The organism is Caulobacter sp. CCG-8 (genome assembly GCF_037402475.1).
Lineage (GTDB): Bacteria > Pseudomonadota > Alphaproteobacteria > Caulobacterales > Caulobacteraceae > Caulobacter.
Genome location: NZ_JBBEUD010000029.1, coordinates 14,891 through 34,076, shown reverse-complemented (window position 1 = coordinate 34,076; position 19,186 = coordinate 14,891). Strand labels below are relative to the sequence as shown.

The 19,186-nt window shown below is 69.6% G+C and carries 19 protein-coding genes and 1 pseudogene; 2 read left to right on the top strand and 18 right to left on the bottom strand.

All coding sequences use genetic code 11. The features are described from left to right. Window positions 1-79: 79 nt before the first annotated feature. The 12 genes from WAE60_RS21970 to WAE60_RS21915 are packed head-to-tail and all read right to left on the bottom strand — an operon-like array spanning window position 80 to window position 9,898. Window positions 80-550, bottom strand: coding sequence for a hypothetical protein (locus WAE60_RS21970; protein WP_029911310.1), 471 nt, complete (start codon window positions 548-550; stop codon window positions 80-82). Then, window positions 547-1,146, bottom strand: a complete 600-nt coding sequence (locus WAE60_RS21965; protein WP_337688800.1) for a response regulator — start codon at window positions 1,144-1,146, stop codon at window positions 547-549. Before WAE60_RS21965 ends, WAE60_RS21970 begins: the two co-directional genes overlap by 4 nt. 16 nt (window positions 1,147-1,162) lie before the next feature. Next, entirely contained in the window at window positions 1,163-1,549 is a 387-nt protein-coding gene (locus tag WAE60_RS21960; protein ID WP_029911306.1) for a hypothetical protein, read from the bottom strand. Between the two features lie 5 nt (window positions 1,550-1,554). Further along, entirely contained in the window at window positions 1,555-2,130 is a 576-nt protein-coding gene (locus WAE60_RS21955) for a chemotaxis protein CheD (protein ID WP_337688798.1), read from the bottom strand. Further along, window positions 2,127-2,516 (bottom strand): response regulator, encoded by a 390-nt coding sequence (locus WAE60_RS21950; RefSeq protein WP_010918325.1) that lies wholly within the window; start codon window positions 2,514-2,516, stop codon window positions 2,127-2,129. The genes WAE60_RS21955 and WAE60_RS21950 overlap by 4 nt, the downstream gene beginning before the upstream one ends. 4 nt (window positions 2,517-2,520) lie before the next feature. After that, window positions 2,521-3,549 (bottom strand): chemotaxis response regulator protein-glutamate methylesterase, encoded by a 1,029-nt coding sequence (locus WAE60_RS21945; RefSeq protein WP_029911301.1) that lies wholly within the window; start codon window positions 3,547-3,549, stop codon window positions 2,521-2,523. Continuing rightward, window positions 3,549-4,424: a protein-glutamate O-methyltransferase CheR gene (locus WAE60_RS21940; protein ID WP_029911300.1), complete on the bottom strand. Its 876-nt coding sequence runs from the start codon at window positions 4,422-4,424 to the stop codon at window positions 3,549-3,551. Before WAE60_RS21940 ends, WAE60_RS21945 begins: the two co-directional genes overlap by 1 nt. After that, window positions 4,425-4,892 (bottom strand): chemotaxis protein CheW, encoded by a 468-nt coding sequence (locus WAE60_RS21935; RefSeq protein WP_029911297.1) that lies wholly within the window; start codon window positions 4,890-4,892, stop codon window positions 4,425-4,427. A 4-nt stretch (window positions 4,893-4,896) separates the two neighbouring features. Further along, window positions 4,897-7,224, bottom strand: coding sequence for a chemotaxis protein CheA (locus WAE60_RS21930; RefSeq protein ID WP_337688770.1), 2,328 nt, complete (start codon window positions 7,222-7,224; stop codon window positions 4,897-4,899). Between the two features lie 48 nt (window positions 7,225-7,272). Next, window positions 7,273-7,638 carry a response regulator gene (locus tag WAE60_RS21925; RefSeq protein WP_028038734.1) on the bottom strand — a complete coding sequence of 122 codons (366 nt, stop codon included), beginning with the start codon at window positions 7,636-7,638 and terminating at the stop codon, window positions 7,273-7,275. Beyond that, entirely contained in the window at window positions 7,635-7,922 is a 288-nt protein-coding gene (locus WAE60_RS21920; RefSeq protein ID WP_029911291.1) for an STAS domain-containing protein, read from the bottom strand. Before WAE60_RS21920 ends, WAE60_RS21925 begins: the two co-directional genes overlap by 4 nt. Then, window positions 7,922-9,898, bottom strand: a complete 1,977-nt coding sequence (locus tag WAE60_RS21915; RefSeq protein ID WP_029911288.1) for a methyl-accepting chemotaxis protein — start codon at window positions 9,896-9,898, stop codon at window positions 7,922-7,924. Before WAE60_RS21915 ends, WAE60_RS21920 begins: the two co-directional genes overlap by 1 nt. Window positions 9,899-10,315: 417 nt before the next feature. On the opposite strand from WAE60_RS21915, the gene WAE60_RS21910 reads away from it, so the two are divergent. Further along, on the top strand, window positions 10,316-10,627 hold the full coding sequence (locus tag WAE60_RS21910; RefSeq protein ID WP_029911285.1) for a hypothetical protein: 312 nt from the start codon (window positions 10,316-10,318) through the stop codon (window positions 10,625-10,627). 260 nt (window positions 10,628-10,887) lie between these two features. Here WAE60_RS21910 and WAE60_RS21905 read toward each other — a convergent pair. The 6 genes and pseudogenes from WAE60_RS21905 to WAE60_RS21880 form a co-directional block, all read right to left on the bottom strand. Further along, a pseudogene (locus WAE60_RS21905) lies at window positions 10,888-12,497 on the bottom strand (methyl-accepting chemotaxis protein). Window positions 12,498-12,604: 107 nt separating this feature from the next. After that, window positions 12,605-13,753: an acyl-CoA dehydrogenase family protein gene (locus WAE60_RS21900; protein ID WP_337688756.1), complete on the bottom strand. Its 1,149-nt coding sequence runs from the start codon at window positions 13,751-13,753 to the stop codon at window positions 12,605-12,607. A 139-nt stretch (window positions 13,754-13,892) separates the two neighbouring features. Next, complete coding sequence (locus WAE60_RS21895) at window positions 13,893-14,234, bottom strand: endonuclease domain-containing protein (protein ID WP_029911273.1); 342 nt, start codon at window positions 14,232-14,234, stop codon at window positions 13,893-13,895. A gap of 132 nt (window positions 14,235-14,366) precedes the next feature. Further along, window positions 14,367-16,637, bottom strand: a complete 2,271-nt coding sequence (locus tag WAE60_RS21890; protein WP_337688754.1) for a S8 family peptidase — start codon at window positions 16,635-16,637, stop codon at window positions 14,367-14,369. Between the two features lie 23 nt (window positions 16,638-16,660). Then, complete coding sequence (locus tag WAE60_RS21885; protein ID WP_029911267.1) at window positions 16,661-18,103, bottom strand: amino acid permease; 1,443 nt, start codon at window positions 18,101-18,103, stop codon at window positions 16,661-16,663. A gap of 207 nt (window positions 18,104-18,310) precedes the next feature. Next, window positions 18,311-18,565 (bottom strand): DUF6356 family protein, encoded by a 255-nt coding sequence (locus WAE60_RS21880; protein ID WP_029911262.1) that lies wholly within the window; start codon window positions 18,563-18,565, stop codon window positions 18,311-18,313. A 126-nt stretch (window positions 18,566-18,691) separates the two neighbouring features. On the opposite strand from WAE60_RS21880, the gene WAE60_RS21875 reads away from it, so the two are divergent. Then, the gene (locus WAE60_RS21875; RefSeq protein WP_337688751.1) at window positions 18,692-19,159 is read left to right on the top strand and encodes an Lrp/AsnC family transcriptional regulator; all 468 of its coding nucleotides are present in this window, start codon (window positions 18,692-18,694) and stop codon (window positions 19,157-19,159) included. Window positions 19,160-19,186: the final 27 nt, after the last annotated feature.

Genomic DNA, 19,186 nt, shown 5'->3' with positions numbered 1-19,186 from the left:
CGTGGCGAAACGTAGCGGCGTCGCAATCGTGTCGTTTCGGTCACAACCCAGCCAAGCTTGTTATAGGTCCCCTGCCCTCTCAGAGGTCCTCGATGCGCCGTTGGCTGACCTTGTTGAGCCCGTCGATCACCGCGCGGCGCTGGTCGGGGTTCAGGTCGGCCGTGCGCAGCAGGCGTAGCGAATTGATGTGCACGTCGATGGCCTCCCAGCGCCACGCGCCGGCCTCCGAGCAGGTGTCGACCAAGGCGCAGAACGAGATCGCCGCCTGGTCCACGCACGAGCCCGGCAGGAAGCCCGACACGTCGATGATGCGCAGCGCCAGGGTGTAGAGGTCCTGGAAGGCGCCGTCGCCGCGGGTAGCCGCGGCCGGCTTGCCGAACCGGCTGTCGATCTCGGCCAGGGCGGCGTCCAGCACCGCCAGCGACTCGGCGCGCAGCGGCTCCAGCGCCGCGTCGGCGGCCGCCAGGGCGTCCTTGGCCATCATGCCGCCGTTGGCCCGGGCCAGCATCGACAGGCGGTTGGGAGCGCGGAACTTGCGGGCGACGGTCATGACTTGGCTTTCTCGGAGTCGGGCGACTCCAGGGCCCCCGAAGAGGCGGATTGGGCGCCGGGCGGACGCAAGGCTTGCGGGGGGTCCTCGCGACGACGCCCCTTGGCGCCGTTGGGGGGACCGTCGTTCTTGAACCGCCGGTCGGGACCGAGATACGTCTCGCACTCGATGAACTGCCGGTCTTCCTTGGCCGCCCACAGGATGCGCTCCAGCACGATCTTGGGGGTGATCGGCTTGGCGATCGTGAAGTTGGCGCCGGCGTCGCGCGCCTTGAACACGTGCGACGGCGGGGTGTGGCCGGAGACCAGGATCACGGCCAGGTAGCGATTGGCCTCCAGGGCGCCGCGGCGCAGCCACTTGACCAGCTCGTAGCCGTCGACCCCGGCCATGTTGGTGGCGCTGATGACCAGGTCGAAGGTGCGTTCGCGCAGCAGGGTCTGGGCGGACTTGGCGCTGTCGGCCCGCGTCAGGTTGCCGACCCCGAAGCCCAGCAGCACCTGGGACAGCAGGTTCAGCGATGGGGCGCTGTCGTCGACCAGCAGCACCTCGACCTTTTCGAGGTTGATCCGCGTCGAGGCGTGGAGCGGTTCGCGCATGGGCTGGAACCTGGGTCTAGAAGAAGTCGAGCTCGCCGGCCTCGGCGGTCCAGCCCGCGTGGTCCTGGGCGTCGCGCAGGCGGCCCACCAAGTCGGCCAGGCCCAGGCCTTCGAGCAGGGGCTCGACGGCCATGCTCCACTCGCCCGAGGCGTGCTGGCCGATGCGGGCCAGGACGTCCGACAGGCCGTGCAGGCGCTGGCTCAGCTCATCCAGGGCCTGCAGCCGCGACAGGTTCTCCAGCGCCGCGCCGCCCGTCGCCAGGTCGCCGGCGATGTGCTCGCAGTCCCGGCAGATCGCCGCGGCCGCCATCAGCTCCGCCGCCAGCCGACGCGAAAGCTCGCCCACGGGCAGCTGCCCGCGGGTGTCGTCGGCGTCGTTGGTGGCGAGCGGCTGTGCGGTCATGGGCGTCAGAACAGATCCACATCGCCGCTGGACACGGCAGGCATCGGAGCGGGCGTGGGACGACGGACGTCCTGCGGGGCGTTGTCGACAGCGACCAGGCGCTGGCGGACCCGGCCGGACGCCGGCCAGAACTCGACGCGGCGCGCCGACAGCCCGCCCGTGCTGGACGAGACGATCGGGATGCCTTCGTCGCGCAGGAAACGCTCGGCGAAGGCGGCGTTGCTGGCGCCGACGTCCGAAAGGCCGTCGAACAGCTTGCCGCCGCCGAAGATCTTGGCTTCCAGACGGTCGCGGCGCGCGCCCTTCTTCAAGAGGCCGTTGATCAGCAGTTCCATGGCGAAGGCGCCGTAGCGCACGGCGTCGCCGCCGTCCTTGCCGCGGTCGCCCGCGTCGGGCAGCAGGAAGTGGTTCATGCCGCCGATGCCGGTCGTCGGATCGCGCAGGCACGCGGCGATGCACGAGCCGAGCACCGTGGTCATGACCACGTTCGGGTCCGACGACACGTGGCTTTCGCCTTGCGTGACGTGGACCTTGACCGCCGGGCCGGAGGCGTCGTCTGGGTGAGGGTCCCGTCCGATCATGTCAGCTGGCCAAAGACCTGTTCGATCTTTTCCTTCAGGCCCTGAACGGTGAACGGCTTGACGCAGTAGTTGTTGACTCCGAACTGCACGGCGCGCTGGACCAGTTCGCGGTCGGCGCGGCCCGTCAGCATGACGAAGGCGGTCTGGCGGATCGGCGGGTGCGAGCGCACGGCGCGCAGCAGGGCCAGCCCGTCCATCTTGGGCATGTTGAAGTCCGAGATGACCAGGTTGGCCGGCTTGGCCAGGAGGTTCTTGAGAGCCTCTTCGCCGTCCGGGGCCTCGCGGATGTCCTTGAACCCGATCTGCTGCAACGCATTGCGGATCAGCGCCCGCATGGTCAGCTGGTCATCGACGACGAGAACGGAAATGGTGCTTGCTTGGGGCATGGGTTCATCGCCTCGCGGAGGCCAGATCGAGGATGGTTTGGCCCATGGAGGACAGGGGAACCTGCTTCTCCACCGCGCCGAGTTCAAAAGCCGTACGAGGCATGCCGTAGACGACGCAACTGGCCTCGTCCTGGCCGACCGTCTTGGCGCCGGCCTTGCGCATGGCCAGCAGGCCCTGCGCGCCGTCGCGGCCCATGCCGGTCAGGATGGCGCCGACCGCCTTGTCCCCGACGGCCTGGGCCACCGAGTTGAAGAGCACGTCGACCGAGGGACGGTGTCCGCTGACGGGGTCGCCCTGCACCAGGCGGCAGCGCAGCCCGGCCGAGCGGACGACTTCCAGGTGGGTCGCGCCGCCCGGGGCGACATAGACCTTGCCCGGCTCCAGCAGGGCGCCGTCGACGGCTTCCTGCACCTTGGCGCCGCTGGCGCGGTCGAGGCGGGCGGCGAAGCTGGCCGTGAAGGTGGCCGGCATGTGCTGGGTGATCACCGTCGGCGGGCCGGTCTCGGGGAACTGGCTCAGGATCGTCAGCAGGGCTTCCACCCCGCCGGTCGACGAGCCGATCGCCACGATGTCGCCCGAGGGCAGGTAGTTCTGGCGGCGGGCGGCGGCCGGAGCGGCGTCGGCCTTGGTCCGCACCGAAGCGCGGGCGGCGGCCTTGACCTTCTCGGTCACCTCCTGGAGGGCCTCGGCGGTGCCGGTGGCGGTCGTGGGCTTGCCCACGCAGTCCACCGCGCCCAGCTCCAGCGCGCGCAGGGTCATCTCGGCCCCGGCCTGGGTCAGGCTGGAGACCATGACCACCGGCATCGGCCGCAGGCGCATGATCTTCTCGAGGAACTCGATGCCGTTCATGTTCGGCATCTCGATGTCGAGGGTGACGACGTCGGGATTCAGGGCCTTGATCATGCCCCGGGCCTCGAACGGGTCGCCGGCGGCGCCGACCACCTCGATCTCGGGATCGCGGGTCAGGGCGGCCGTGATCAGGCCGCGCATGGTGGCGGAGTCGTCGACGACGAGAACGCGGATCCTGGCCATCAGCGACCTCCCACCTTGCGATAGGCGGTCAGGCCGGCGCTCTCGAACGCCGTGACCGACGCGCCCACGCGTTCGGAGTGGCCGACATAGAGCTTGCCGCCCGGCGACACCAGCGGCGCGAAGCGCTGCCAGACCCGCTCCTGGGTGGGCTCGTCGAAATAGATCACCACGTTGCGGCAGAAGATCGCGTCGAACGGACCCTTCATCGGCCAGCTGGGGCCGTTCAGGTTCAGCTCGCGGAACGCCACCATCTGGCGGGCGGCCTCGCAGACCCGGAAGCTGCGGCGGTCGCTGGCGTCACGCTCGAAATACTGGTTGCGCATGTTGGCCGGGATGCCCTCGAGAAGGGCCTCCTCGTAGACGGCGGTCCGGCCGGTGGCCAGCACGTTGGTGTCGATGTCCGTGCCCAGGATCCGGATGTCCAGATCGGCGGCGTTCGGCCACACCGACAGCACCGTGAAGGCCATCGAATAGGGTTCCTGGCCCGACGAGCAGGCCGCCGACCACAGGCGCAGGCGCCCGCCGGCCCGCACCTTGTCGGCCATGGGCTCCAGGATGTTGGCGCGCAGGTCGTCGAAGTGGTGCGGCTCGCGGAAGAACCGGGTGACGTTGGTCGTCAGGGCCCGCAGCATGTGCTGCTGCTCGTCGACATTGCCGTCCTGCGCGACGAACGTGCAGTACTCGGCGAAGGTCTTCAGGCCCAGGGTGCGCAGGCGCTTGGCCAGGCGCGAATAGACGAGTGTGGCCTTGCTGTCGGGCAGGCTGATGCCCGCCTGATCGTAGAGCAGGGCCGCGATCCGCTTGAAGTCGGCGCTGGTGAAGGCGAATTCGCCGTCGACCAGGGCCTCGCGGGATGAGATCGAGGAAGAGGTCATCTAAGCGGCCAGGGCCTCGCGCTCGGGGAGCAGGCGGTCCAGCGAGATCTCGCTGATCATCCGCCCTTCGATGGAAATGATGCCCTTCACGAAGTGACGGACGTTCTCGCAGGCGATGTCCGGGGTCGGCTGGCACATGTCGTCGGTGATCGACAGGATGTCGGACACCGCGTCGACCAGCAGGCCCACGGTGCGGCTGTCGGCCTGGACCACGATGAACACGCTGCGCACGTTCGGCTCGGTGGTCTGCATGCCGATGCGGGCCGCCAGGTCCATGATCGGCAGGACCGCGCCGCGCAGGTTGATCACGCCGCGCATGTAGACGGGCGACTGCGGCAGGGTGGTGGCCGGGCTCCAGCCGCGGATCTCGCGGACGGCCATGATGTCCACGCAGTACTCCTGCTCGCCGACGCGGAAGGAGATCAGTTCGCGGGTTTCGTTGCTGGCTTGGGTGTTGGCTTCGGTCATCGGGCTATTCCGCGGCGATGAGGGTGGGATCGGCGGGGCGAGGCGGTTCGCGGCGGCGCAGGTTGATCACCGCGTCGACGTCGAGGATCAGGGCCACCCGGCCGTCGCCCAGGATGGTCGCGGCGGCGACGCCCTCGACCTGCTGGTAGTTCTGCTCGAGCGACTTGATGACCACCTGGCGCTGGCCGTGGATGGCGTCGGCCACCAGGGCGGCGCGCGAGCCGTCCTCGCCCTCGACCAGCAGGACCACGCCCTCGGTCGCGGCGGGCGAATGCTCGCGGTAGTTCAGGGTCAGGCCCACGTCGATCAGCGGCACGAAGCTGTCGCGAACGGCCAGCACCGAGCCGACCGGGCCCAGGGGCCGGATTTCCTCGGCCTTCGGGCGCAGGCTCTCGACGATGCAGGCCAGCGGGATGACCAGGGTCTCGCCGGCGACGTCGACCACCATGCCGTCCAGGACGGCCAGGGTCAGCGGCAGGCTGAGGGTGAAGGTCGAGCCCTGGCCCGGACGCGAGGCGATCGAGATCCGGCCGCCCAGGGCCTGGACCGAGCGCTTGACCACGTCCATGCCGACGCCGCGGCCGGACACGTCCGAGATCTTGTCCGCGGTCGAGAAGCCGGGGAGGAAGATCAGGTTGTCGATCTCTTCGTCGGTCAGCTGCAGGTCCGGCGAGATCAGGCCCTTCTTGACCGCGATCGAGTGGACCCGCTCGCGGTTGATGCCCTTGCCGTCGTCCTGGACCTCGATGACGATCCGGCCGCTGCGGTGCAGGGCGGCCAGGCGCACGACGCCTTCCGGGTTCTTGCCGGCCGCCTTGCGCTCCTCGGGGCTTTCCAGCCCGTGGTCGATGGCGTTGCGCAGCATGTGGGTGATCGGGTCGGCCAGACGCTCGATGACCGTCTTGTCGACCTCGGTGTTCTCGCCGTCCATCACCAGGCGGGCCTGCTTGCCCGTCATGTTGGCGACTTCGCGGACCAGGCGCGGCATGCGCTGGAACACCGACTTCACCGGCTGGGCGCGGATGGCCATGACGCTGTCCTGGATCTCGCGGGTGAGCTGTTCCAGCTCATCCAGACCCATGGCCAGGTTCGAGGACGGGGCGATGCCGTATTCGCCGACGCGCTGCGCCAGCATGGCCTGGTTGATGACCAGCTCGCCGACCAGGTCGATCAGGCGGTCGATGCGCTCGGGATCGACGCGGATCACCGACTGGCCGGGACCGGGGACGTCGATCTGGGCGGGCTTGGCGGCGGCGGCCGGGGCGTTGGCCGCGACCGGCGGGGCGGCGGGAGCCGGGGCCGAGACGGGGGCCGGGGCGGGCGCGGCGGCCTCGACCACCGGAGCCGGGGCTTCGACGGGGGCTTCGACCACGATTTCGGCCACGGGGGCCTCGGCGACGATCTCGAGCGGCGCGGCTTCGAGGACCGGTTCCGGCGCCGGGGCGGCGACATCCAGCAGGGTCGCCAGCACGTCGGCCACGGGGGCCTCGCCGCGGACGATCTCCAGGTCGCAGTCGCCGTCGACGAATTCGAAGACTTCGCGGATGGCCTCTTCGCCCTGGTCGGTCTCGACCCGCACGCTCCAGGTGACGTAGGCGGCTTCGGGGTCGAGGAATTCCAGGGCCGGCATGGCGCTGTCGTCCAGGGCCGCCTGGATCGGGCCCAGGCGGCTCAGTTCGCGCAGCAGCAGGGCCGTCTCGTTGGCCTTGCGGTACAGGTCCGACTTCGGACGGATCGACACCGTCCAGACGTTGCCGTCGAGCACGGCCGCGTCGGCGGCCTGGGCGTCGAGGGTGATGGTCATGGGCTGGAAGTCGAAGCCCAGGTCGTCGTCGTCCAGGCCGTCTTCGGCGCCGATGACGATCGGGGCGGCGGCGTCCACATAGGCCGGGGCCGGAGCCGGGGCTTCCTCCGCCGGGGCGGCGGCGGCCGGGGCGGGCGCGGCGTTGGGATCGGTGGCGATCTTCAGCTCGGCGGCCATGGCGGCCGAGGCGTCCATGTCGACGACGCCCAGGCCGCGGGCGGCGCTGACGTGGTCGGCCAGCACGTCCGAAGCGCGCAGCAGCAGGGCGGTCAGGTCCGGCGTGCCGGGGATCTCGTTCGACCGCAGCGCGTCCAGCAGCGTCTCGAACACGTGGGCGAAGCGCACCAGCGGCTCCAAGCCGAACGCGCCCGCGCCGCCCTTGATCGAGTGCACGGCCCGGAACACGGCGTTGACGGTGTCGCCGTCGTCGTTCCCGTCCTGCATGGCCAAGAGCCCGCCTTCAAGATCCGCGAGCAGTTCCTCGCATTCCTGAAAGAAGGTGACCTTGATGGCCTCTAGCTCGTCCATTCCCCGACTTCCTACAAAGGTATTTCAGTACCTAGAGCACTTGATTCATCAGGCCGCGACGCGGCGGATCGCCTCAACGAGCTTCTCAGGATTGAACGGCTTGACGATCCAGCCCGTCGCGCCGGCTTCCCGAGCCCGTTGCTTCTTGCTGGGATCGCTTTCCGTGGTCAGCACCAGGATCGGGATCGCGCGGTAGTCGTCGTCGACCCGCACGGCCTCGATGAAGCCGAAGCCGTCCAGCTTGGGCATGTTGATGTCGGTGATGATCACGTCCGGACGATGGGCGGACAGCACTTCCAGCCCGTGTTCGCCGTCGACGGCTTCGACGACGTTGAACCCGGCTCCGGCGAGGGCCATGCGCAGCATGTCCCGCATCGTGCGCGAGTCATCGACCGTGAGGACAGTACGCGTCACGATGCAGCTCCTTGAAGTTCGGTCTGCAGCAGGGCCCCTTCGGCCCCGAACAGACGGATGGTTTCCACGAACGCCTCGGAAGGCGCGGTGATCGAAAAGGGTTTGCCGTCCTCGGCCCAGGCCTTGCGGGCGGCCAGCAGGACCTGCAGGCACAGGCCGCCGAGGCGACGGACCTGGTCCGCATGGATCTCGATGTCCTGGCCGCGGCGTTCGACGAACGCCTGCTTGAGCGGACCCGAAGCCTTCAGATCAAGGGTTTCGGGCAGGGCGATCGCGGTCGACATCAAAACTCCTCCCAACCGTCGGCGGCGGGGGCGGCCGCCGTCGCCGCGCCGCCGCGTCCGGGACGGGCGAAGGCGTTGAGGCGGGCGCGCTGTTCAGCCACCGGATTGGCGGCGGGGGTGTGCACGGCCGGGTCGGCCGCCTGCGGACGCTCGTAGGCGGCCGTCTGCTGGCGGCCGTCGCCGACCCGGAAGCGACCGATCAGGCGCACCAGCTCGCCGGTCTCGCCCTTCAGCGAGTGGGTGGCGGCGGTCGATTCCTCGACCATGGCGGCGTTCTGCTGGGTCACCTGGTCCATCTGGTTGACGGCGGTGTTCACTTCGTTGAGGCCGGTCGCCTGTTCGGCGGCCGAGGCGGCGATCTCGGTGACCAGGGCGTCGATCTCGCCGACCTTGACCACGATCCGCTGCAGGGCCTCGCCGGTCTGGCCGACCAGGCTGACGCCTTGGCTGACCTGCTGGGTCGAGGACGAGATCAGGGTCTTGATCTCCTTGGCGGCTTCGGCCGAGCGCTGGGCCAGGGCCCGGACTTCCTGGGCGACGACCGCGAAGCCGCGGCCCGCGTCACCCGCCCGGGCGGCTTCGACGCCGGCGTTCAGGGCCAGCAGGTTGGTCTGGAAGGCGATCTCGTCGATGACGCCGATGATCTGGTTGATCTGCTTGGACGAGTCCTCGATCGCGCCCATGGCCGAGACGGCCTCGTGCACGACCTGGCCCGAATGCTGGGCTTCGCCGCGGGTGCTGGCGACCACTTCCGAGGCCTGCTTGGCGCCGCCGGCCGTGCGGCGCACGGTGGCGGTCAGTTCGTCCAGGGCGGCGGCGGTCTCTTCAAGCGAGGCGGCCTGCTGCTCGGTGCGGCGCGACAGGTCGTCCGAGGCGTGGGCGATCTCGTCGGCGCCGGTGCGCAGGCCGTCCGTCGAGGCCGCGATGACCTTGATGGTTTCCTGCAGCTGGGTGATGGCGGCGTTGAAGTCGTCCTTCAGCTTGCGGTAGTCGCCCGGGAAGTCGGCGCTGACGCGGAAGGTCAGGTCGCCCTTGGCCAGGTGCTCCAGGGCCTCGGCCAGCGACGACACCACCAGGGCGTTCTCGCGGGCGGCGGCGGCCGAAGCCTCTTCCTTGGCGCGACGCTCGTCGGCGGTCAGGGCGGCCGACTTCTCCTGCTCGGCGCGCATCTGCTCGAGGTGGATCTGGTTGTCGCGGAAGACCTTCAGCGAGCGGACGATGGCGCCCAGCTCGTCGCCGCGGGTCATCTTCTCCAGGTCGATGGCGTTGTCGCCCTTCGACAGCTTCTCGGTGGCGCCGGCGATGTCGCCGATCGACTTGCGGGTGGTCATGACGGTCATGAAGGCCAGGCCGGCGACCGCGCAGAGCGTGATCAGCGACATGACGATCGTGGCGCTCATGGCCGCGGTGGCCTCGGCCTGCTTCTTCGCCGTCTCGGTGGCGATGCGCTTGTTGGCCGTGGCGACGACCGCGTCCAGCTGGCCGGTCATCTTGGCGTATTGTTCTTCGAACGGGGCGATGAAGCCGACGGCCATGTTGAAGTCGACGCCGATCATGCCGCTCACCGTGTCGATGGCGCTGCGGCATTCGTCGAGCGACTTGATCAGCTCGGCGATCTTCGGCTGCTCTTCCTTGGGCAGCTTGCCCTTCAGAGCGGTCAGGTCCTTCTTGAGCGCATCGGTCTCGGTCAGGATCGCGGCCATGCGAGCGTCGTTCTTCTCGACCTCGATGTTGCCGGCCTTGTGGGTGAGCACGGTGTAGAGCTCGCCGTTGATGTTCGAGATCCGCTTGGAGATCGCCTGGATCTCCATGTTCTCGCGCATGTCGTTCTCGACGACCTGCTTGAGCGCTGCGGACTGGCTCTTCTGCACGACGATCGAGCCGCCGGCCATGAGGGCCAGCATGAGCAGGGCGAACGCCGGCGCGAAGCCGATTTTGATGATCAACGGAAGATCGACGAGCCGGAAGCGCTTCATCGGTTTTGTCCCCTCTTGCGGCGTTACCGTGCGCACGGATCGCCAACGTCGAGGGGGATCATCACGGTATATTCCTAATAGTTCCTGACTTTGGTTAAGAGCGTTTGCCGCAGGGGGTGTCGCACCCCCCAATTTCCCGCGCCCTCCCCGTCCCGCCCCGGCTCCCGGGGATAAAGGCCCGCGCGCGCGCGTGAGTCATTCCTGACGGGCGGGGTCCGGGCGCGGAGTCATCGCGACCGCAATCAGAGTCTAGTTTCAGGTGAAACCGACGTATTCGCCAAATAACCGTGGTTACCGATAAGTAAATAAAACAATTTTCGGTGACTCAGAATATTTTAACTCGCACCTGCGAAAAAGCTCAGGCGTCCGGACGACGCGACGTCCGAAGGGCGAGACAACACTACTAGGAGCAGCGGGATGAAATATCCGATCGCTATTGCCGCGGGAATCGCTGGCAGCTTTTTCGTCGCTCAAGCCGCCTCGGCGGCCGGCGGCTTCGAAGACCAAATGGGCCGTTGCCTGCAGCAATTCGCGAACACCCGCGACGCCGCTCAGGTGATGCTGGAATGCACCGCCACCGACGGTAAGCTGGCCGACTGCAAGGTCGTCGACAACAGCGCCGCCGGCAAGGGTTTCGACAAGGCCGCCATGTGCATCGCTGAAAAGCTGCCGATGGGCGCCAAGACCGGCACCGTGAAGGTTCCGTTCCGCTTCCCGGGCGGCGCGTAAGCTTTCAAAAGCTCCCTGGGCTTATTCCAGGGATCTTAATACGCCTCCGCTGGCTCCGTCGGAGCGTCCTTACAGGGGACGCTCCGGCTAGGCCGGCGGGGGCGTTTTGCGTTTGGGGTCTATTTGATCCTTCCCTCCCCCTCGTGGGGAGGGTGGCCCTGGCGGAGCCAGGGTCGGGTGGGGCTTGATGAGTCAGCAGACCCCCCCCGTCCGCTTCGCGTCCACCCTCCCCACAAGGGGGAGGGAGTCAATCGTCTAGCTCAGAACTCCTGCCACCCCTCGTCCACCGCCACGGCGGTTCCGCCGGACGCCCGGCGCAGGGGGGCGGTGGAGCCGGGGCGGGAGACCGCGCGAGGCGCGGGCGCAGGCGACGCGGGGCGGGCGACCGGGGCCTGGACCGCCGCCGGGCGGACGCCCGACAGGGTGAAGCCGCCCAGAAGACGGCCCAGTTCAGCCGACTGGCCCTTCAGCGAATGGGTCGCGGCCGTGGTCTGCTCGACCATGGCGGCGTTCTGCTGGGTGACCTGGTCCATCTGGTTCACGGCGATGTTGACCTGGTGCAGGCCCGTGGACTGCTCCTGGGCCGAGGAGGCGATGCCGGTGACCAGGTCGTCGATCTCGGCCACCTTGCCGACGATGCCGCGCAGGGCCTCGCCGGTCTGGCCGACCAGGCTGACGCCGGCTCGACCTGGCGGGTCGAGGTCGAGATCAGGTTCTCGATCTCCTTGGCCGCATCGGCCGAGCGCTGGGCTAGGGCCCGCACTTCCTGGGCCACGACGGCGAAGCCGCGGCCGGCGTCGCCGGCCCGGGCCGCCTCGACCCCGGCGTTCAAGGCCAGAAGGTTGGTCTGGAAGGCGATCTCGTCGATCACGCCCAGGATCTTGCCGATCTCGCGCGACGAGGTCTCGATCTGGCCCATGGCGGCGACGGCGTCGCCCACCACCTCGCCCGAACGCTCGGCGTCGGTCTTGGCCGCGGCGATCACGGTCGAGGCCTGCTTGGCGCCGCTGGCCGTGGTGCGGACCGTGGCGGTGATCTGGTCGAGGGCCGCGGCGGTCTGTTCCAGGCTGGCCGCCTGCTGCTCGGTGCGGCGCGACAGGTCGTCGGCGGCGTGGCCGATCTCGTCGGCGCCCAGGCGGATGCCCTCGGTGGCGCCCGCCACCTGGCCCATCGCCTCCTCCATGATCCGCATGGCGTTGTTGAAGTCGGACTGCAGGGCCTGGAATTCCGAAGCCACCTCGCCGCCGACGCGGGCCGTCAGGTCGCCGCGCGCCACGCGGGCCAGGGCCTCGCCCAGCGCCGCGACGATCGCGCCCTGGTTCGCCGCGTCGCGGGCCCGTTCCGCCTCCAGCGCCTGGCGCTTGGCGTCCAGGGCCTCGAGATAGGTCGAGATGGCGATGTCCATGTCCAGCATCACGGCCTTCATCAGGGCCGAGACCGCCGCCCCGGTCTTGGCGCCGCCGTCGCCGCCGCCCGCGAACATGCCCTTGGGCCACTGGTCCTTGACCACCGCGCGCATCAGCTGGTCGGCGATCACGGCGTAGCCGCCGATATACCAGCGCGGCTCCAGGCCGATGCGGGCGTGGACCTCGCCGACCGTCCGGACCGCCTTGCCGTAGTCGTCGCCGAACTCGGCGCGGGCGATCGAGCGCCAGTAGCCCTGCTGGCGGGCGCTGGCCCGGTCCATCTGCTGGGCGTCGGCGAAGAAGGCGCGGGTCTCCGGCGTCGCGCGGACCTTGCCGTAGAAGCGGTCCAGGGCCGAGCCGATCTCGCGGTCGATCACCGGCGCCACCGACCGCAGCGCGCCGCGCGCGTCGTGGTCCAGTTCCATGAAGGCGAGGCGCTCGTTCAGCGACGTATCACGGCTCATGACGCGGATTCCCTTACAGACTAAGGGGCCCGTATCGAGCCGACATGGTTAACAGTTTGACTAGGATCGCGGGCCGGGCGCGCGACATACGGCCGCGCGGGCCCTCCTTACCCGCCCCGCTTCAGCGTCTCGCGGGCGATGACCAGTTTCTGGATCTCGCTGGCGCCCTCGTAGATCCGGAAGATCCGCACGTCGCGGTACAGGCGCTCGATGCCGTAGTCGGCCACATAGCCGGCCCCGCCGAAGATCTGCACCGCCCGGTCGGCGACCCGGCCCACCATTTCCGAGGCGAACAGCTTGGCCGCCGCCGCCTCCAGGGTCACGCCCGCGCCGGTGTCGCGCAGCCGGGCGGTCTCCAGGACCAGGGCCCGGGCCGCCAGGGCCTCGGTCTTGCTGTCGGCGATCATCGCCTGGACCATCTGGAAGCTGGCCAGGGGCGCGCCGAACTGCTTGCGCTCGGAGGCGTAGGCCACGCAGTCGGCGATCAGCCGCTCGGCCACGCCCACGCAGACCGCCGAGATGTGCAGCCGTCCGCGGTCCAGCACCTGCATGGCCACCTTGAACCCCTCGCCCTCCTCGCCCAGGCGGTTCCAGGCCGGCACGCGGACATTGTCGAAGGAGACGTCGTGGATGTGGGCGCCCTGCTGGCCCATCTTCTTCTCGGGCTTGGAGACCTCCAGGCCCGGCAGGTCGCGCGGGACCAGGAAGGCCGAGACGCCCGAGCCGCCCTTGGCGTCGGGATTGGTGCGGGCCATCACCGTGAACAGCGAGGCCTTGCCGGCGTTGGTGATGAACCGCTTGCCGCCGTTCAGCACATAGTCGTCGCCGTCGCGGGTCGCGCGGGTCTGGACCGCGCCGCTGTCGGAGCCGGCCTCGGGCTCGGTCAGGGCGAAGCTGGTGACGATCTCGCCCGAGGCGATGCCGGGCAGCCACTTGGCCTTCTGGTCGTCGGTGCCGAACATCACCAGCCCCTGGCTGCCGATGCCGACATTTGTGCCGAACACCGAGCGGAAGGCCGGCGAGGCGCGGCCCAGCTCGATCCCGACCAGGCACTCCTCCTCCATGTTCAGACCCAGGCCGCCGAACTCTTCGGGGATCGACAGGCCGAACAGGCCCAGGCCCTTCATCTCCTCGACGACCTCGGCCGGCACGGCGTCGTCCTCGGCCACCTTGGCCTCGATCGGGCGCAGCCGCTCGGCGACGAAACGGCGGACCATGTCGATCAGCTGCTCGCGGGTCTCGAGGTCCAGGGCCATGGCGTTCCTTCCGCTTCAAACACTTGTTTTGAGCGGACTGTAGCGATGAGGCGGCGGAAAGGAAGGGGCGGCATCTGGATCCCTCTCTCTTTGAGAGAGGGGGGGGCCCGCCGCCGAAGGCGGTGGGAGGGTGAGAGGTTCACACCCTGTCCGAACGGAGCACGGCCAGGATGTCGTCCCCGACGCCGCCGGGATCGGCCAACACTCGATCATTGGGGAACCTCACGACCAAGTATCCGAACAGTTCCAGAGCCTCAGTGCGGCGCTCGTCGTAGTCCTCTCGCCCCTCGTGAACGGCGCCGTCCAGTTCGATGATCAGCCTGCCCGCCTCGCAGACGAAATCGGCGAAGTAGCGGTCTATCGGAACCTGCCGCAGGAACCTGAAGCCGCCCAGCCGACGATTGCGGACGAGCTTCCACAGCGCCTTTTCGGCCATGGTCTGGCTCTGGCGAAGGCGGCGGGCGTTGGCGATCGCGTCCATAGGCACAGCTTGGCTCCGCCCTTTAAGACCGCGCAACGGAAGGAATCGAGATTTTCCGGCCGGCGGTGAAACCTCTCACCCTCCCACCGCTTCGCGGCGGGCCCCTCCCTCTCTCAAAGAGAGAGGGTGCTCTTAGAACCGCGACCGCCAGGTCGCCATCGCCCCGACTTCCGGCGCCGCGTCGGCCTGGTGCCCCGGCTGCAGGGCCAGGCTGGTGCGCAGGACCAGCGAGCGCAGCGGGCCGAAGGCGTGTTCGACGCCCGCCGTCAGGTCCAGCTCGCGGCCGTCGGGGGCGGCGCTGAACCGGCGGGTCGAGAAGGTGATCGGGTCGTCATAGGCCAGGGGCACGTCGGCCAGGACAGCCTGGAACTTGCCGCTCTCGATGCGCAGGGGCTGGGAAATCCCCAAGGTCAGGCGCGAGCAGGACCAGCCGATCAGCGCGCAGTCGGCCCCGGCCTCCAGCCGCCAGGCGCTGCTGATCGCGCGGTCCAGCGAGAGCAGGCCGCCCTCCACGCCCGTGCGGCCGATCGACAGGTCGGCGTGCAGCGACAGGCCGGGACGCGGATAGACGTCGACCGCCGCCGCCCCGAACCGGGTCCGGGCCGGCAGGGCCAGGGTCGTGCCCGGCGTCAGGAACGAGCCCAGCGGGCCCAGGGGCTCGTCCAGCGACCCGCCCGTCAGGCTGAACAGGGCGTCGCCGACCTGCATCATGCCGGTGGCCGAGGCGTACGACGAGCCCTCGATCTCGGCGATCTGCAGCGGCCGGCGCGGATGGGCCGAGCCCTGCTCGGCCAGCAGGGCGAAGCGGCCCAGGCGCAGGGCGGCCTGGGTGCTGCGGTCGGGCTGGGCGATGGTCTGGAAGGCGTCGCGGCCGGCCAGGCCCGCCGGGGCGGCCGCCCCGCCCTCGCCGGTCCAGTTGGAGAAGCTGAGGCGCCCGTAGGCCGCCTGCACCCGCATCGAGCGCATCGGCTGGGGGCCCAGGGTCAGGGACGGCTCGGGCTCGTGGGCGCGCTCGTCGAACACCGGCCCCTCCACCGAGACCGCCAGGTTCAGCCCGCCCAGGGCCGGCCCGCCCAGCACCACCTGGCTGGAGGCCTGGATCGGCGGCGGCTGCAGCAGGGCGCCGCGCCGCTGACCGGGGACGCCGTCGGCTAGGTTGACCGAGAACAGGCGCTTGTAGTCGTCGTGGATCACCGTCGTCAGGCCGTCGGCGCGCCGCAGGGCCGAGCCGAACGCCGCGCCCACATTGCCGCCGACGCCGGGCCCGGTCAGGGGCGCGGTCTCGCCGTCGGGCAGGGACAGGCTGCTGGTCCCCACCGGCGCGAAGGCCCGGGCCAGGTCCAGGCCGCCCCGGCCGTAGGTGGAGTCGGTGCCGGTGGTCCCCAGGTCGGCGGCGGTGCGCAGCAGGATGTCGACCGCGTCGCGGCCCGACAGGTTGGGGAAGGCCTGCATCAGCAGGGCCAGGGCGCCGGAGACCTGCGGCGCGGCGAACGAGGTGCCCGAGACCACCGTGCAGCCGGTGCTGTCGCATTCGGTCGCGATGCTGTCGCCGGGCGCGGACAGATAGCCGTTGGCGGCCGAGCCGGCCTTGTTGGAATAGCTGGCCATCACCCCGGCCTGGGTCAGGGCGCCGACCGCGATCACCGAGCCGGCGTAGCGCGGGTCCACCGCGTAGCGGGCCGGCCAGGACGATTCCGCCGCGCCGTCGTTGCCCGACGAGGCGGCGATCACCACCCCGGCGGCCACAGCCCGGGCCAGGGCGCCCTCGAACCGGGCCCCTTCGGGTCCGTCGCCGCCCAGCGACAGGTTGATCACCCTGGCGCCCTTGGCCACCGCGTATTCGATCGCCCGGGCTAGGTCGTCGGAATCGAACACGCACTCGGGACAGCCGACCGTGGCCACGCTGCTGTCGTCGGCCCGGACCGACAGGATGGTCGAGGCGTAGGCGACCCCGATCGTGCCCGAACCGTTGAAGCGCGCGGCGATGATGTCGGCCACGCGGGTGCCGTGGCGGCTGGACCCGACCAGCTGGCCGCGACCGATGATGTCGGTGGAGTCGGCCGACACCGCCCCGGCCAGGTCGGCCTGGCTGGCGTCCACGCCCGAGTCGACCACCGCCACGGTGATCCCCTGGCCGGTCGCGCCCTTGGCGTAGGCGCTGTCGGCGTGGATCGCCGCCAGGTTCCAGCCGCGCTGGTACTCGGCGCTGCCGGAGGTGGGGTAGGTCGGCGGGGGCGGCGGCGGAGGCGGCGGCGGGGGTGGCGGAGGCGGGGGCGGCGTGACCACGCCCGGCGAGGGTCCCCCGCCGCCACCGCCGCCGCACGCGGCCAGCGGCGCCAAAGCGAACAGCGCCCAGACGCTGGGTCGATACAGGATGGACCGGACGAAACGCTGCAAAATCACCCCCAGGAACCGTCGCGAGAGGTCTACACCTTTCCGGCCTCGGCCCGCGCCAGGGCGCTGCGTCGCACCCCGTACAGGAAGTACACGGCCGCCCCGATCACATGGGCGTACAGGAAGTAGCGCTGGGTCTTCGAAGGCAGGCTGTAGAACAGGTAGAGACAGCCGAGGATGGCGCCGGGCGCCACCAATTGCCACAGCGGCGTGGCGAACACCCGCGGACGGCTCGGGTCGCGCACCCGCAGGATGATCACCGACAGGCCCACGGCGATGAAGGCGGCCAGGGTGCCGGCGTTGGCCAGGGAGGCGATCTCCTTCAGCGACAGCAGGCCCGAAATGCCCGCCGCCAGGACGCCGGTCAGCAGCGTCATGATCACCGGGGTGCCGGTCCTGGCGTTCACCCGCGACAGGGCCGGGGGCAGCAGGCCGTCGCGGGACATCACGAAGAAGATGCGGCTTTGACCGTACATGAAAGCCAGGATGACGGTCGGCAGGGCGACCACGGCGGCCAGGGCCACCACCTGGGCCATGGCCGGATGACCCAGGCTCTGCAGGATGAAGACCAGCGGCGCGCCGACCTTGGAGAAGACCTCGGTGGGCGAGGCGCCGATCGCGGCGGCCGCGACCACCATGTAGATCACCGAACAGGCCAGCATCGAGCCGACGATGCCGATCGTCAGGTCGCGCTTGGGATCCTTGGTCTCCTCGGCGGCGGTCGAGACCGCGTCGAAGCCGTAGAAGGCGAAGAAGATCACGCTGGCCGCGGCCATCACCCCGACCTTGGCCTCATCGGCGCCGGGAAGCGTGTGGGCGCCGAAGCCGTTGGGCATGAAGGGCGTGAAGTGGCCGGCGTTGAAGGCCGGCAGGGCCAGGGCGATGAACAGGATCAGGGCCGAGATCTTGATCACCACCAGGACCATGCTGACGGTCGCGCTCTCGCGGGTGCCCAGCGACAGCAGCCCGGCCACGGCCATGGAGATGATCACGGCCGGCAGGTTGATCAGGCCGTGGGTGCCGTCGGCGAAGGTGTGGTGCGGGCCGAACAGCAGGAACTCCGGCAGGCCCGCCATGCGGAACAGGCCGGCGGCGTGGTCGGACCAGCCCACCGCCACGGCGGCGCAGACCAGGGTGTATTCGAGGATCAGGCTCCAGCCCACGAACCAGGCGACCGGTTCTCCCATGGCCACGTAGCTGTAGGTGTAGGCGCTGCCCGAGGTCGGGATCATGGTCGACAGCTCGGCGTAGCACAGGGCCGCGCAGGCGCAGACCAGGCCCGCGATCAGGAACGACAGCATCACGCCGGGACCGGCCATGCCGGCGCCGTCGCCCACCAGGGTGTAGATGCCGGTGCCGACGACGGCCCCGACGCCCAGGGCCACCAGGTGGTACCAGCTCAGGGTCTTCTTCAGGGCGTGGCCGGCGTCGCCGCCGGCGGTGTCGATCGCCTTGCGGCGGTTCCAGAAGCTCATTCAGTCCTCCCGACTCTCGGGCCGGACCTTGGGCCAGCGGCTCGCCGCCGCCAAGGGGGAGAATTTGCTCCGCCGACGACGGATTCTGACAAGCTTGTGTGGTGACCGCTCACAAGTGGGGACATGCGCTTGCGGCGTGTCCCCAACCGCTTGGCTCGGTGCGAAAGCTGGGGACACGCCGCAAGGGCATGTCCCCGTCAGGGCAGATCAGATCACCGCGTCGAACGCCGCCCAGTTCGGGACTTCGGTTCCGGCCGACTTGCGGCCCCGGTTGGCGATGCGCGTGTACAGCGTCTTCACGCAGCGGCTGCCGGTGGTCTCGAACAGGAACGGGAAGATCCCGTGGACGAAGCAGGCCGCGCCGCCCAGCAGCATCGGGAAGGCGAAGCTCCAGGCCACGCCCATGTGCTCGGCATAGGTCTCGTCGACCGAACGCGGGTGGCGGGTGAAGAGGTCGAGCATGGCGCTTTTCGCAGCTATGGGGAACGTCGTTCCATGATGGCTTGGTTCGCGAGAATGACATGGTCGAACTTGCGGCTTCGCGGTAACCAAGGAGAATTCCATTCTCCTTCGAGGCCCGCACAGAGAATGATCCCGCTGGACCAGATCGACCGCCGCCTGCTTGCCATCCTGCAGCAGGACGCCACCGTGCCCATCGCCGAACTGGCCGAACGGGTGGGCCTGTCGCAGACGCCGTGCTGGAAACGGGTCAAGCGGCTGCAGGAGTCCGGCGTGATCACCGCCCGGGTCGCCCTGATCGACCGCGACGCCCTGGACCTGCCCCTGACCGTGTTCGTGGCGGTCAAGACCGGCCGCCACGACGAAGAATGGTTGTCGAGCTTCGCCGCCGGCGCCAAGGCCCTGCCCGAGGTGGTCGAGTTCTACCGGATGAGCGGCGACGTCGACTACCTGCTCAAGGTCGTGGTCCGCGACATCGCCGCCTACGACCGCTTCTACCGCCGCCTGATCGCCACCGCGCCGCTCACCGACGTCTCGTCCAGCTTCGCGATGGAGCAGATCAAGTTCACGACGGCCCTGCCGATCCAGAGCGGTTGATCCTGTCACGGTCCGCTGCTCGATTGC

Bases quoted from the DNA above. Each gene is read 5' to 3' on its own strand.
- WAE60_RS21970 (WP_029911310.1), bottom strand. From the start codon at position 550: ATGACCGTCGCCCGCAAGTTCCGCGCTCCCAACCGCCTGTCGATGCTG.
- WAE60_RS21965 (WP_337688800.1), bottom strand. From the start codon at position 1,146: ATGCGCGAACCGCTCCACGCCTCGACGCGGATCAACCTCGAAAAGGTC.
- WAE60_RS21960 (WP_029911306.1), bottom strand. From the start codon at position 1,549: ATGACCGCACAGCCGCTCGCCACCAACGACGCCGACGACACCCGCGGG.
- WAE60_RS21955 (WP_337688798.1), bottom strand. From the start codon at position 2,130: ATGATCGGACGGGACCCTCACCCAGACGACGCCTCCGGCCCGGCGGTC.
- WAE60_RS21950 (WP_010918325.1), bottom strand. From the start codon at position 2,516: ATGCCCCAAGCAAGCACCATTTCCGTTCTCGTCGTCGATGACCAGCTG.
- WAE60_RS21945 (WP_029911301.1), bottom strand. From the start codon at position 3,549: ATGGCCAGGATCCGCGTTCTCGTCGTCGACGACTCCGCCACCATGCGC.
- WAE60_RS21940 (WP_029911300.1), bottom strand. From the start codon at position 4,424: ATGACCTCTTCCTCGATCTCATCCCGCGAGGCCCTGGTCGACGGCGAA.
- WAE60_RS21935 (WP_029911297.1), bottom strand. From the start codon at position 4,892: ATGACCGAAGCCAACACCCAAGCCAGCAACGAAACCCGCGAACTGATC.
- WAE60_RS21930 (WP_337688770.1), bottom strand. From the start codon at position 7,224: ATGGACGAGCTAGAGGCCATCAAGGTCACCTTCTTTCAGGAATGCGAG.
- WAE60_RS21920 (WP_029911291.1), bottom strand. From the start codon at position 7,922: ATGTCGACCGCGATCGCCCTGCCCGAAACCCTTGATCTGAAGGCTTCG.
- WAE60_RS21915 (WP_029911288.1), bottom strand. From the start codon at position 9,898: ATGAAGCGCTTCCGGCTCGTCGATCTTCCGTTGATCATCAAAATCGGC.
- WAE60_RS21910 (WP_029911285.1), top strand. From the start codon at position 10,316: ATGAAATATCCGATCGCTATTGCCGCGGGAATCGCTGGCAGCTTTTTC.
- WAE60_RS21900 (WP_337688756.1), bottom strand. From the start codon at position 13,753: ATGGCCCTGGACCTCGAGACCCGCGAGCAGCTGATCGACATGGTCCGC.
- WAE60_RS21895 (WP_029911273.1), bottom strand. From the start codon at position 14,234: ATGGACGCGATCGCCAACGCCCGCCGCCTTCGCCAGAGCCAGACCATG.
- WAE60_RS21885 (WP_029911267.1), bottom strand. From the start codon at position 18,103: ATGAGCTTCTGGAACCGCCGCAAGGCGATCGACACCGCCGGCGGCGAC.
- WAE60_RS21880 (WP_029911262.1), bottom strand. From the start codon at position 18,565: ATGCTCGACCTCTTCACCCGCCACCCGCGTTCGGTCGACGAGACCTAT.
- WAE60_RS21875 (WP_337688751.1), top strand. From the start codon at position 18,692: ATGATCCCGCTGGACCAGATCGACCGCCGCCTGCTTGCCATCCTGCAG.